The following is a 13,377-nucleotide window of genomic DNA, read 5'->3' on the forward strand; positions in this document are numbered from 1 at the left end:
AGTTCTAAATCGGTGGGGCGGGCCATTAGGTCCGCTCCACCGGTGTTTTAACCGCATTACAATCATCTTGGGCCCCTTTGTGGGTCCGGGGAACAGCACTGAGGAGATCCACGTGGCGAGCTTTGTAGACCGGGTAGTACTGCACGTATCCGGCGGTACCGGCGGCCACGGCTGTGTCTCCGTTCACCGCGAGAAGTTCAAGCCCCTCGGCGGCCCCGACGGCGGCAACGGCGGCAACGGCGGCGACGTCATCCTGCGCGTCGACCTCCAAACCACCACCTTGCTCGACTACCACCACGCACCCCACCGGCACGCCACCAACGGCGGCCCCGGCATGGGCGACTGGCGCGGCGGGAAGAACGGCGAAACCCTGATCCTTCCGGTGCCCGTGGGCACCGTGGTGAAGTCCAAGTCCGGCGAAGTCCTCGCCGACCTCGTGGGCGACGGCGACGAATACATCGCCGCCGCCGGCGGCATTGGCGGCCTGGGCAATGCCTCGTTGTCCTCCCAGAAGCGCCGCGCGCCCGGCTTCGCGCTGCTCGGCATCGAGGGCGAATCCAGTGACGTCGTCCTGGAACTGAAGTCCATCGCCGACATCGCGCTCGTCGGGTTCCCCTCCGCCGGCAAGTCCAGCCTGATCGCCGCCATGTCGGCCGCCCGGCCCAAGATCGCCGACTACCCCTTCACCACCCTCATCCCGAACCTGGGCGTCGTCCAGGCCGGTGAGGTCCGCTTCACCATTGCCGACGTCCCGGGCCTGATCGAAGGCGCCAGCGAGGGCAAGGGCCTCGGCCACCACTTCCTGCGCCACGTCGAGCGCTGCGCCGCCCTCGTGCACGTGCTCGACTGCGGCACGCTCGAATCGGACCGCGATCCGCTCTCCGACCTCTCCATCATCGAGGCCGAGCTGGAGAAGTACGCCGTGGACATGAGCTACAGCGGGGCCGACGGCGAAGTGGTTCCGCTGAACCACCGCCCCCGCCTGGTGGCCCTGAACAAGGTCGACCTGCCCGACGGCAAGGACATGGCCGAGTTCGTCCGCCCCGAACTGGAATCCCGCGGCTACAAGGTCTTTGAAATCTCCGCGACGAGCCACGAAGGCCTCCGCCAGCTCGGCTTCGCCATGGCCGAAATCGTTCAGGCCGCCCGCGATGCCGTCGCCGCGACACCGCCGAAGGTGCAGGCCCCCGTGCTGCGCCCCCGCGCCGTCAACGAGACCGGCTTCACGATCCGCCGCGAAGAGAAGAACCTCGAGCCTCTCTTCCGCGTCCTCGGCGACAAGCCCGTGCGCTGGGTCAAGCAGACCGACTTCACCAACGAGGAAGCGATCGGCTACCTCGCCGACCGCCTGGCCAAGCTCGGCGTGGAAAATGAACTCTTCAAGCAGGGCGCCAAACCGGGCGACATGGTGGTCATCGGCGAGGATGACGGCGTCGTCTTCGACTGGGAGCCGACCATGATGGCCGGCGCCGAACTGCTCGCCTCGCCCCGCGGCACCGACGTGCGCTTCGCCGACATCGGCGACCGCCCGACGCGTGGCCAGAAGCGCGACGAGCAGCAGGAGCGCCGCGACGCCAAGGCCGCCGCCCGCGCCGAGCTCGAAGCCGAACGCAAGGCCGGCATCTGGACCGAGTCCGTCAGCGGACGCCGGGCGCGGCAGCCGCTCAAGGAGAGTGGGCTGGGCGCAACAGATGACGAGTAAGACCGTCGTCGAGCACCGGTCGGAGCCCCTCAAGGCCCACACCCCCGACGCCCCGGACCGCGCCGCACTGTCCGGGGCCCGCCGGATCGTCGTCAAGGTCGGCTCGTCCTCACTGACCTCCATCAAGGGCGGGATCTCCGAAGAGGCCCTGACCGGCCTCGCCGACGCCCTGGCGCACAAGCGCAACGCCGGCACGGAAATCATCCTGGTGTCCTCCGGCGCGATCGCCGCCGGCCTCGCCCCGCTGGGACTCGAGAAGCGCCCCCGCGACCTCGCCACCCAGCAGGCCGCCGCCAGTGTAGGCCAGGGCCTGCTGATGGCCCGGTACACCCACGCGTTCGGGGCGCACGGGGTCACCGTCAGCCAGGTGCTGCTGACCGCGGATGACTTCATGCGCCGCAGCCAGCACACCAACGCGTTCCGCGCGCTGGACCGGCTGCTGAACCTCGGCGTCGTCCCGGTGGTCAACGAAAACGACACCGTGGCCACCCATGAGATCCGCTTTGGCGACAACGACCGGCTCGCGGCTTTGGTGGCCCACCTGGTCCGCGCCGACGCACTCCTGCTGCTGTCCGACGTCGACTCCCTGTACGACGGCCCGCCGTCGCACGGCGCCAAACGGATTGCGCACGTCTCCGGCCCGCACGACCTCGACGGCGTCTCGATCGGCAGCACCGGCAAGGCCGGCGTGGGCACGGGCGGCATGGCCACCAAGGTCGAAGCCGCCAGCATCGCCGCCGGCTCCGGCATCCACGCCCTCGTAACGTCCACGGCCAATGCGGCCGCCGCGCTGGCCGGCGAGGACGTGGGAACGTGGTTCTCCGTCAACGGCGCGCGCAAGCCGATCCGGCTGCTGTGGCTGGCCCACCTGGCCACCGTGCAGGGCACCCTGGTGCTCGACGACGGCGCGGTCAAGGCCGTCCGCGACCGCCGCACCTCGCTGCTGCCGGCCGGGATCGCCGCGGTGAAGGGCGAGTTCGAGGCCGGCGACGCCGTGGAGATGGTGTCCGTCGACAACACCGTGATTGCCCGCGGGCTGGTCAACTATTCCGCCGCCGAGCTGCCCCAAATGCTGGGCCGCTCCACGCGGGAGCTGGGCAAGGCGCTGGGCCGCGGATATGACCGCGAAGTTGTTCATGTTGACGACCTGGTGCTGGTCTAGGTCCCCTTGGAGCCTAAACTGGAAGCATGACTGAGGCCCTGACTTCCGCTGCCGTGCCCGCTGACGCTGTGTCCACCGACGCTGCCCCCGCCGGCAATCCCGTGCCCGCCCAGGGTTTCGGCGCGGCGCCGGATCCGTCGGGGACGCCGGCCACGGCGACGGACATCGAAGCTGCCGTCCACGCGATCGCCGACCGCTCGCGCCACGCCGCCCGCAAGATGGCGCACGCCAACCGGGCCTGGAAGGACCGGGGCCTGCGCGCCATCGGCAAGGCGCTGGTGGAACAAAAGCACCAGATCCTGGCCGCCAACGCCAAGGACGTCGCGGCCGGCCGGGCCGCCGGCACCAGCGCCGCCCTGCTGGACCGCCTGACGCTGACCGAGTCACGCATCACGGCCCTCGCCGCGGCACTGGAAAACCTCGCCACCCTGCCCGATCCCGTAGGAAACGTGGTGCGGGGCCAGACCCTCCCCAACGGGCTGCGCCTGCGCCAGATCAACGTACCCATGGGTGTGGTGGCCGCGATCTATGAGGCCCGCCCGAACGTCACCGTCGACATTGCCGGCCTGGCCCTCAAGAGCGGCAACGCCGTCATCCTGCGCGGCGGATCCGCCGCCGCTGCCACCAACGCCGCCCTGATCACCATCCTCCGCGATGCCCTGGAATCGGTGGGCCTGCCCGCCGACGCCGTCCAGACCGTGGACCAGTACGGCCGCGACGGCGCCGACGCCCTCATGCGGGCGCGCGGCCGGGTGGACGTGCTCATTCCCCGCGGCGGGCGCGAGCTGATCCAGGCCGTTGTGACGAACTCCTCCGTACCGGTCATCGAGACCGGTGAGGGCAACGTCCACATCTACCTGGACGCTTCCGCCGGCGAGGAAATGGCCGTCGACATCCTCCTGAACGCCAAGACCCAGCGGCCCAGCGTCTGCAACACCGTCGAAACGCTCCTGGTGCACTCCAAGTCCACCGTCCTTCCCGCCGTCGCCGCCGCACTGCGGGCAGCCGGGGTCACGCTGCATGTGGACCAGCGCATCCGCGCCGCACTGCCGGCGTCGATCCAGACCGTGCCGGCCACGGAGGAAGACTGGGCCACCGAGTACATGAACCTGGACCTGGCGGTGGCCATGGTGGACAGCCTGGACGAGGCCGTCAGGCACATCCGGAAGTGGACCACTGGCCACACCGAAGCGATCCTGACCAACGACCTCGCCAACGCCGAGCGCTTCATCGCCGAGGTCGATTCGGCCGCCGTGATCGTGAACGCCTCCACCCGCTTCACCGACGGCGGCGAGCTCGGCCTCGGCGCCGAGGTGGGGATTTCCACCCAAAAACTGCATGCCCGCGGCCCCATGGGACTGACGGAGCTGACCACCACGAAGTGGATCGTGCAGGGCGAGGGCCAGATCCGGGGCTAGCAACGCTGTAACATGGAACGGAAGACCGGAACGGCGGACACCTCCGCCGTCGTCAAATTTTGAACTCACTAGGGGAGAACATGCTGTCGCAGCAGATCGCCACTTTCGTCGCCGCCGTCGGCGAATCGGGCCACGAGGAACTCGCGCCGCTCATTGCACCGCCGTTTGTTATTGGCGGGTCCATGTTTGCGATCCTGGTGGTCCTGCTGTTGATCACGCTGTCGTACTCCAACCTGGGCAGGCGCCACACGGCTGTCGAGGAGCACTCGGATCCGCACCGCCAGCACCCGAACAAGCACGATCCCAGCCGAGGTCACTAATATTTCCGCCCCCATGAAGCAGCGCGGCGCCCAGCGCCGCCTGCGTCTGGGTGTGATGGGCGGCACGTTCGATCCCATCCATCACGGACACCTTGTCGCGGCCAGTGAGGTCGCGGCTAAGTTCGACCTCGACGAAGTCGTGTTTGTGCCCACCGGCCAGCCTTGGCAGAAGTCGGCCAAGAAGGTCAGCGAAGCCGAGCACCGGTACCTCATGACGGTCATCGCCACGGCCTCCAACCCCAGCTTCACCGTGAGCAGGGTGGACGTGGACCGTCCGGGACCGACCTACACGATCGACACGCTCCGTGACCTGCGCACCCTGCGCCCGGACGCCGATCTGTTCTTCATCACCGGCGCGGACGCCCTGGCCCAGATTTTGTCCTGGAAAGACATCGATGAACTCTGGTCCCTTGCACACTTCGTGGGCGTAACCCGGCCAGGCCACGTCCTGGACGGCATGGGCCGCAAAGACGTCAGCCTCCTTGAGGTCCCGGCCATGGCCATTTCCTCCACGGATTGCCGTACGAGGGTGGCCGAAGGCAACCCGGTCTGGTACCTCGTTCCGGACGGGGTGGTCCAATACATCGCCAAGTACGGCCTGTACCACACCAGCCCCGAGGAGGTCCGCCTCGATGCCGAACACGATGAGGCCACCAACACCGGAAACGGCGCGGCAGGGGTTGACCCCGCACAGCACGATCCCACCTTCGAGATAACCCAACCAGCCAGCACTGAATGAGTTTGCCATGAGTCAGGAACAGCCTCCCATCCGCAGCCGCCGCGAAATGCGGCAGGCCAGAGATGAACGTCTGGACACTCCGGGACCCGGCGAGCCGACCGAGGCCGAGATCACCGGCCGGAGCCGTCGCGTTGCCGATGCTCCCGTGGACTCTGTGGGTGGCGGTGCCGAGCGGTCCTCGCAGGTCAGGGCACGGGACCGCGCCGCGCTGCGTACCATCAAGGAACTGGCTGAGAAGGAAGGCCAGCTGGCGCAGGGAGGGCCTCCCACCCGGCGCCAGCTGCGGCTCCTGGAGCTGGCGACCGAAACCGCCCCCGCCACCCAGGCCAACACCATTGTCCCGGTGTCGCCGCGGACCCGGGCCACCCCGGTGGTTTCCCCCGCCGGGAAGGACGCAGCTCAGCAGGATGCAGCCCCAAAGGATGCCGGCCAGAAGGATGCTGGCCAGAAGGCTCCGGCTGTGTCAGCCGCCCCGGCGCCCAAGGCACCCGCAGTGGACGGCACCGGACCCGGCGGGAAGACGCCCGATGGCATGACCGTGGAGCAGGCGCTGGCCGCGCGTGAACTCCTCGCGGAGCAGGCTAAGAACCAAGTGGCCAAGATGGAGCACATCGCGGCCACGGATCCCGACGCCGTTGATCCGGCCGTCCTGGCCGAGCAGATCGCCATGGCAGAGCGCGCTGCGGTGCTGAACCGCCGCGCCGCCGCCAAGCAGAAGCTCGCAGAACAAAACAGCCAGCCGGCGGTGCCCCGCAACGATCCGACCACGGCCAACAACCTGGCCATGGTCACACCCTTGGAATTTGAGAAGGTTCCCGGCGTGGAGCAGCCCGTCATGAAGCGCCCTGCCACGTCGTATGTTCCGGTGGCCACCAACCCGGGTCCACGGGTGGACGCCCCACGGAAACCCGGCCTGCGGCGTCCCGGAGTGTCCCGCCAGCGGGCCGCGGCTCCGGCTACGGGTTCTGCCGCTGGCAGGGCAGGCGTCCTGGCCCGGGCAGAAGCAGCCGCCAAGGCCGGAACGCCACGGCCGGCAGCCGCCGCGACGAATTCCGCGGGGGAGACTGACGAGCGTTTGGTGGGCGGGGAACCCGTGGCCGCGAATTCGGCCTACGGACTCGAACCCCTGGATGCCGCTACCGCCGGGCTCGGCCGGGCGCGGCGCCTGCGCATGCTCCAACTCGGGGTCCTGGCCCTGGGGATCGTCGCCCTCATCGCCGGCATCACGCTGATCGTCACCGGGCTGGCCCACTAGGCCACGGGCCGTCCACCGTGCACTTCACTACGAAATGGCACCCCGGCGATTCGGCCCCGTTCCCACCGCAGCGTCCGTCATACGTCTTTCCAGTTCAGCTTTTGACCCCACGGATTCATTCCAAGGCAGTTTTCATTCAAGAATTTTTCATCACCATAGATTTTCATCACTACAAGGAGTCCCGTGACTGCAACCGATTCATCCATCACCACCGCCCGCCACGCAGCCCGCGCTGCCTCGGAGAAACTTGCCGAGGACATCGTGGCCCTGGACGTCAGCGAACGGCTGGCCCTGGCTGACGTCTTCCTGATCGCCTCGGCCCCGAGCGAACGCCAAGTCAATGCGATCGTGGATGGCATCGAGGACGAGCTCGCCAAGTTTGACCAGAAGCCCGTCCGCCGCGAGGGCCGCTCCGGCGGTCGCTGGGTCCTGCTGGACTACTCCAACGTCGTCATCCACGTCCAGCACGAGGAAGACCGCATCTTCTACGCCCTCGAGCGCCTGTGGAAGGACTGCCCCGTCGTCGATCTGCAGCTGGGCGACGACGACGCCTCCGCAAAGGCCACCGCCGGTACCGACACGGAGTAGCAACCCGCGCACCGGCCATACCCATAGGGGCGAATATGCCCGATTTGGAATTTTCCAAAGGGCTGGTCTAAGATATTTGAGTTGCTTCGGAGAAATCCGGACGAAGAACCGGAACTTTGCACGTCAGTAGGCATGCTCGGAGCAGCGAAAATTCGGGGCTGTGGCGCAGCTGGTAGCGCACCTGCATGGCATGCAGGGGGTCAGGGGTTCGAGTCCCCTCAGCTCCACCGGATAATCCGCCGGAATCGAAAGATTCCGGCGGATTTTTTTCTGCCCGGATCCCAGTGCAGGACTGTCCCAGGGCGTGCCGGGCGAGCAACTTCACGGTTCGGCGTGCCGATTAGCGCGAACGCGATTTGTGGTTTAAGCTAATCAGGTTGCTTGCGGGACGTTGATTCGTCCCCAGGAAATTCGGGGCTGTGGCGCAGCTGGTAGCGCACCTGCATGGCATGCAGGGGGTCAGGGGTTCGAGTCCCCTCAGCTCCACGAAAAAAAGGGAATCACCGTCAGACGGTGGTTCCCTTTTTCGTACCCCTGCCGGTATGCAGCACGTCAAAAAGTGCGTCCGTCAAGACCGTCTCATCACCGGACGTCACAAACTGTCATTTAAGCTCTCCACCCTGAGCTGGACCTTGCTATCGTCGCTAGGAGACGGGCCGCCACGCGGCTCAGCCGGAAGGCCATTTCCGGCTCCACGACTAAGGACCATCATGAAGCGCACACGACTTTCCGTTATCGGCCTCATCGCGGCAGCAGGACTCGCCCTGGCGGGCTGCGGCTCCGCGTCCACCACTCCGGCCAGCTCGGCGCCCGCAGCCGGTGCGGACACCTCCCTGAGCGACGTCAAGAGCGCGGGCGTGCTCAAGGTCGGCACGGAGGGCACCTACAAGCCGTTCACGTTCCACGCCAACGGCAGCGGCGAACTGACGGGCTACGACGTGGAGATCATGAACGCCGTCGCCGCGAAGCTGGGCGTCAAGCCGGCCTACCAGGAGACGCAGTTCGACGCCATTTTCGCCGGCCTGGACGCCAAACGGTTCGATGTCGTCGCCAACCAGGTTTCCATCACGGACGAACGCAAGGCGAAGTACGATTTCTCCACCCCCTACACGGTGAGCACCGGCGTGATCGTCACGAAGTCGGACAACAACAGCATCAATTCCTTCGAGGACCTGAAGGGCAAGACCACCGCGCAGTCCCTGACGAGCAACTGGTACAAACTGGCGCAGCAGAGCGGCGCAAATGTCGAGGCCGTGGAGGGATGGGCGCAGGCGATCACGCTGCTCAAGCAGGGCCGCGTCGATGCAACCATCAACGACAAGCTGACCTACCTGGACTCCCAGAAGACCGACCACGACGCCGGCATCAAGATTGCCGCCGAGACCACTGACAAGTCGCTCAGCGCCTTCACCTTGCGCAAGGGATCGACCAGCCTGACAGAGGCCATCAACAAGGCCCTCGGCGAGCTGGCGGCCGACGGCACCCTGACGAAGATCTCAAAGAAGTACTTCGACGCCGACGTCTCGAAGTAGCACTGTGGAAGCCGCCGAGAAACGCCGCGTCCGGGCATGAATATCAACTGGGAACTCGTGTGGTCATCGCTAGGCCCGCTCCTGACGGGTGCGATCACCGGCACAATCCCGCTGGCGCTGGCGTCCTTCGGCCTGGGCCTGCTGCTGGCCCTGGTGGTCGCCCTCATGCGGCTGAGCCGCAATCGTGTGGTTTCCGCGGTGGCGAGGATCTACATCTCCGTCATCCGCGGGACCCCGCTCCTGGTCCAGCTGTTCGTCATTTTCTACGGGCTGCCGTCCGTCGGAATCACCATCAGCCCCTGGCCCAGTGCAATCATCGCGTTCTCCCTGAACGTCGGCGGCTATGCCGCGGAGGTCATCCGCGCGGCCATCTTGTCCGTGCCCAAGGGCCAGTGGGAGGCCGGCCACACCATCGGGATGTCGCGCCACCAGACCTTGGTGCGGATCATCCTGCCGCAGGCCGCGAGGGTCTCGGTCCCGCCGCTGTCCAACACCTTCATCAGCCTGGTCAAAGACACCTCGCTGGCGTCGTTGATCCTCGTCACCGAACTGTTCCGCGTGGCGCAGCAGGTGGCCGCCTTCAGCCAGGAATTCATGCTGCTGTACCTGGAGGCGGCCGTGATCTACTGGATCATCTGCCTCGTCCTCGCCAGCGGACAGTCCGCCCTGGAGAAGAGATTGGACCGCTATGTCGCCCACTGAACCGCTTCCCACTGAACCCCCTCCCTCTGAACTTCCGCCCACCGGAGTTCCTCCCGCTGAACTTCCGCCCTCCGGAGTTCCTCCCGCTGAACTTCCGCCCACCGGAGTTCCGGGGCCGGACGCCGCTGTCCCGGACGCCGCCCTGCTGACCGTGAGGGGCCTGCGGAAGGCTTTCGGCCAGCATGAAGTGCTGAAATCCATCGACCTTGAGGTCCGCCGCGGCGAAGTGGTCACGTTGATCGGGCCGTCCGGGTCGGGCAAGACGACGGTCCTGCGGTGCCTGAACGGCCTCGAAGTGCCCGACGCCGGCGTCGCTGAGTTCGCGGGGCAACTGACCGTCGACTTTTCCACACCGGTGGCGAAGAAGCAGGTGCTCGCATTGCGGGACCGCAGCGCCATGGTGTTCCAGCACTACAACCTCTTCCCGCACAAGACTGTCCTGGAGAACGTGATCGAAGGTCCGGTCCAGGTGCAGAAGCGGCCCAAGGCTGAGGCGATCCAGGAGGCCCGGGAGCTGCTGGCCCGGGTCGGCCTGGCCGGTAAGGAGAACAGCTATCCCTTCGAGCTCTCCGGCGGCCAGCAGCAGCGTGTCGGCATTGTGCGTGCCCTCGCCCTGCGCCCGCAACTGCTGCTCTTCGACGAGCCGACCTCGGCGCTGGACCCCGAACTCGTGGGCGAGGTCCTGGCCGTCATCAAGGAACTCGCGGACGAAGGCTGGACCATGGTGGTGGTCACCCACGAGCTCGCGTTCGCCCGCCAGGTGGCCGACGAAGTCATCTTCATGGACGGCGGCGTGGTGGTGGAACGCGGCCACCCCGACACCGTGCTGCGGGACCCGCGGGAGGAACGCACGCGGCAGTTCGTGGACCGCCTGCTGAACCCGTTCTAAGGCGGCCCGCCCGCGGCGACCAATACGGGCGACTAAACTTGGACGGGTGAACGACTCCCTGCCCCCGTGCCCCGAATGCTCCAGCGAATACACCTATGAAATGGGGGCGCTCCTGGTCTGCCCGGAATGCGCGCACGAATGGTCAGCGTCCGCGGACACTGACACAGGCGCCGACACAGGCGCCGACGCCGTCGTGAAGGACGCGGTGGGCAACGTCCTCGCCGACGGCGACACCGTCACAGTGGTCAAGGACCTGAAAATCAAGGGCAGCTCCACGGTCATCAAGGTCGGCACCAAGGTCCGCGGCATCCGCCTGGTCAACGGTGTTGGCGACCACGACATCGACTGCAAGGTGGACGGCGTGGGCCCCATGCAGCTCAAGTCCAGCGTCGTCAAAAAGATCTGACCGGGGCCGGACCTTGAGTGCGGAGACCGCGCACCGGGCCGACGTCGTGGTGGTCGGCGCCGGGCAGGCGGGGCTGTCCGCGGCCTACCACCTTCAACGCCGCGGCTTCGTCCCGGCCGGCGCTGCCGCGGCCGGCACCGGACGGGCCGCAGCAGAAGGACCGGAAGCAGCCCAGGGCCCGCCCGCGGGGACGTACATCGTGCTCGACGCCGAGGACGGGCCAGGCGGGGCCTGGCGGCACCGCTGGAAGAGCCTGCTCATGGCCACGGTGAACGGCATCAGCGACCTCCCGGGAATCCCGCAGCCCGACGTGGATCCCGCCGAGGCCAGCTCCAGCTTCCTCACCCGGTACTTCGGCGGATACGAACACGACCTCGGCCTCGCGATCGAGCGGCCCGTGAGAGTGCAGTCGGTGACCCGGGAGGACGACGATCCTGCCGGACGGTTGAACATCTCCACCTCCCGCAGCAAGTTCTCCGCCCGCGCCGTCATCAATGCGACAGGCACCTGGACCCGGCCGTTCTGGCCCATCTATCCGGGCAAAGCCAGCTTTCGCGGCCGGCAATTGCACGTCGCCGACTACGTCTCCGCCGACGAATTCCGCGGCCAGCATGTCATTGTGGTCGGCGGCGGGATCTCGGCCGTCGGGTTGCTCGATGAGATCTCCAAGGTCACCAGCACCACGTGGTTCACGCGCCGGGTACCTCTCTGGCGCGAGGCCCCCTTCGACCGGCAAGCCGGCCACGACGCCGTCGCCCTCGTTGAGGAGCGGGTGCGCCAGGGCCTCCCGCCGCAGAGCGTCGTCTCCGTGACAGGCCTGATCTGGACCCCGGCCCTACGTGCCGCCGCGGCGCGCGGCGTCCTGGACCGGCACCCCATGTTCACCGCGATCGAGCCCGACGGCGTCCGGATGGCTGACGGCAGCTTCCTGGCCGCCGGCGTCATCCTGTGGGCCACGGGATTCCGGGCCGAACTCGAACACCTCGCCCCGTTGCACCTGCGCGGACCCGGCGGCGGCATCGCGATGGACGGCACCCAGGTCGCGGCCGAGCCGCGGGTGCACCTTGTCGGCTACGGGCCGTCCTCGTCCACCATCGGCGCCAACCGTGCCGGCCGGGCCGCCGTGGCGGGAATCGTCACACTGCTGGCCGGTTCGGGATAACGCAAACGTAAAACGTAAAAACTTGCAGTGCAGCGCCCCCGAGCCCGGCGCCCGGGGTTCGACACCCCGGCAAACGGCCCTAGCCCGGGTAGAAACGGCGTACAAATCCGAGTTGTACCGCGAGGTCCCGTGAGGCCATTCAAGTGGCAGCCGCGTGGCAGTTGCCAGAATTCAAGTATTGGCTACGCGTGCGCCGTCACGTCCCGGCCATTAGGGTCGTCGTCATCACAAGTTGCCTGGTACAACTTGGCTGTCGGAAGCGGGTCTCTCTAATGTGCCATCAAACCATCCCTTGACGACAGACGCACACCCCCGTGGCGGCACACCCGCCCGGTGATTCGGTGTAGGGACTTCGTTGGGCGAGACACCCTAATGCGCGCCCGGGCCCGGGTCCGGGAGTAGCGCAGACCACTCGCTATTCAGCAGCGGGATGGCGCCGTCTGCATCCCGGGAGCTGAACAGCAGATCAAGATGTGGGAGGGCAGATTGATGAGAAGACTTTTTCGACTGTTGCTGGCAATTGCACTCGGCATACCGCTCGCGGGTTCGATCGCTTTCGACGGGTTGCCGGCTGTAGCCGCGGCTTGCACCTCGGGCACCTCCGCGCCCGCCGATCCCTATCCCGGGACGACGGCGGCTGCCACGAATTTTGAGTCGGGCGCCCTGTCGCCGTTCATCCCGTTCACCGCGGTCACGGGTACAGCGTCGGTCTCGTCGGCGTTTTCGCACTCTCCGGGCTGCTCGGCATATCTGCATGCAACCCAGGACAACGGCTCAATCGCCAATATGTCCCTGGGGCTGGCCTCCGGGATGAAGGAGGCTTACGCGGACGGCTGGTTCAATATCGCCAAGGAGGGTGTAGCGGGGAACAACGTTCCGTACTTCCGCTTCTTCTCCGGCGGCATCAGGTATGTCGACGTCTTCCGGGACAATGCCACCCATGAACTGGTGCTCCGGACGACGGGCGCGCAGGCGTTCGTTTACAACACTTTGGTGCCAACCGTTGCTTTGGGCACCTGGCATCATCTGGTGATGCACGTCGTACCCAAAGGTGCGGCCACCGGGGTGCAGATCTGGTGGGATGACAAGTCGGTGTTTGCCCAAACAGTCAACATCAGTGCGACAAGATTCGACAAAGTACAGCTCGGAGCTGAACACGATCAGCAGATGGGCGACATTTACGTCGACGATGTGATCGTCAACAGCGGAACCGAAACTCCAGGACCGGTACCGGGTACGCTCCCGGGCGGAGGTGGAGGCGGCGGAGGCGGGACCGTCCCGCCGGCGGCCACCACCGAGATCAAGGCAGCGGCGGCCGCGAAACCCGCTCTTGGAACGTCGACATCAGCAATCATCTGCGGCCTGGTCAAAGGTGGCTGCTATCAGAGATTCCAGGCTGGCGCTATTCACTACGCCCCGGGCGTCGGGGCTTTCGCCACCTGGGGAGGCATACGGACAGCTTGGAAAGCGGTGGGCACCGAAAAAGGCAAACTCGGCTACCC

13 protein-coding genes and 2 tRNA genes are annotated in these 13,377 nt (G+C 66.8%); all 15 read left to right on the forward strand.

Translation table 11 applies throughout. The features are described 5' to 3' along the window. Nucleotides 1-112: 112 nt before the first annotated feature. Nucleotides 113-1,702 (forward strand): GTPase ObgE, encoded by a 1,590-nt coding sequence (obgE, locus tag BLQ10_RS10050; RefSeq protein WP_091561347.1) that lies wholly within the window; start codon nucleotides 113-115, stop codon nucleotides 1,700-1,702. After that, nucleotides 1,692-2,864, forward strand: a complete 1,173-nt coding sequence (proB, locus tag BLQ10_RS10055; RefSeq protein ID WP_254785496.1) for a glutamate 5-kinase — start codon at nucleotides 1,692-1,694, stop codon at nucleotides 2,862-2,864. Before obgE ends, proB begins: the two co-directional genes overlap by 11 nt. 26 nt (nucleotides 2,865-2,890) lie before the next feature. Then, the gene (locus BLQ10_RS10060; RefSeq protein ID WP_091561350.1) at nucleotides 2,891-4,282 is read left to right on the forward strand and encodes a glutamate-5-semialdehyde dehydrogenase; all 1,392 of its coding nucleotides are present in this window, start codon (nucleotides 2,891-2,893) and stop codon (nucleotides 4,280-4,282) included. A gap of 80 nt (nucleotides 4,283-4,362) precedes the next feature. Further along, nucleotides 4,363-4,602: a hypothetical protein gene (locus tag BLQ10_RS10065; protein WP_091561352.1), complete on the forward strand. Its 240-nt coding sequence runs from the start codon at nucleotides 4,363-4,365 to the stop codon at nucleotides 4,600-4,602. 13 nt (nucleotides 4,603-4,615) lie between these two features. Then, the gene (gene nadD, locus BLQ10_RS10070) at nucleotides 4,616-5,341 is read left to right on the forward strand and encodes a nicotinate-nucleotide adenylyltransferase (RefSeq protein WP_091561354.1); all 726 of its coding nucleotides are present in this window, start codon (nucleotides 4,616-4,618) and stop codon (nucleotides 5,339-5,341) included. A gap of 7 nt (nucleotides 5,342-5,348) precedes the next feature. Further along, the gene (locus BLQ10_RS10075) at nucleotides 5,349-6,596 is read left to right on the forward strand and encodes a hypothetical protein (protein WP_091561358.1); all 1,248 of its coding nucleotides are present in this window, start codon (nucleotides 5,349-5,351) and stop codon (nucleotides 6,594-6,596) included. Nucleotides 6,597-6,779: 183 nt separating this feature from the next. Next, nucleotides 6,780-7,184, forward strand: coding sequence for a ribosome silencing factor (gene rsfS / locus BLQ10_RS10080; protein WP_091561360.1), 405 nt, complete (start codon nucleotides 6,780-6,782; stop codon nucleotides 7,182-7,184). 154 nt (nucleotides 7,185-7,338) lie between these two features. Continuing rightward, a tRNA-Ala gene (locus tag BLQ10_RS10085) sits at nucleotides 7,339-7,411 on the forward strand. 186 nt (nucleotides 7,412-7,597) lie between these two features. Continuing rightward, nucleotides 7,598-7,670 (forward strand) — tRNA-Ala (locus BLQ10_RS10090). A gap of 224 nt (nucleotides 7,671-7,894) precedes the next feature. Beyond that, entirely contained in the window at nucleotides 7,895-8,716 is an 822-nt protein-coding gene (locus BLQ10_RS10095) for an amino acid ABC transporter substrate-binding protein (RefSeq protein ID WP_175558559.1), read from the forward strand. 36 nt (nucleotides 8,717-8,752) lie between these two features. Beyond that, nucleotides 8,753-9,418, forward strand: coding sequence for an amino acid ABC transporter permease (locus tag BLQ10_RS10100; RefSeq protein WP_175558560.1), 666 nt, complete (start codon nucleotides 8,753-8,755; stop codon nucleotides 9,416-9,418). Continuing rightward, complete coding sequence (locus tag BLQ10_RS10105; protein ID WP_302847307.1) at nucleotides 9,405-10,307, forward strand: amino acid ABC transporter ATP-binding protein; 903 nt, start codon at nucleotides 9,405-9,407, stop codon at nucleotides 10,305-10,307. Before BLQ10_RS10100 ends, BLQ10_RS10105 begins: the two co-directional genes overlap by 14 nt. A 46-nt stretch (nucleotides 10,308-10,353) precedes the next feature. Further along, nucleotides 10,354-10,713 (forward strand): zinc ribbon domain-containing protein YjdM, encoded by a 360-nt coding sequence (locus tag BLQ10_RS10110; protein WP_091561366.1) that lies wholly within the window; start codon nucleotides 10,354-10,356, stop codon nucleotides 10,711-10,713. A gap of 13 nt (nucleotides 10,714-10,726) precedes the next feature. Then, nucleotides 10,727-11,875 (forward strand): NAD(P)-binding domain-containing protein, encoded by a 1,149-nt coding sequence (locus BLQ10_RS10115; RefSeq protein WP_091561368.1) that lies wholly within the window; start codon nucleotides 10,727-10,729, stop codon nucleotides 11,873-11,875. Between the two features lie 510 nt (nucleotides 11,876-12,385). Continuing rightward, the coding region (locus BLQ10_RS22340; RefSeq protein ID WP_175558561.1) for an LGFP repeat-containing protein at nucleotides 12,386-13,377 on the forward strand (992 nt) is incomplete at its 3' end.

The organism is Arthrobacter sp. ok362, assembly GCF_900102785.1.
Classification (GTDB): domain Bacteria; phylum Actinomycetota; class Actinomycetes; order Actinomycetales; family Micrococcaceae; genus Arthrobacter.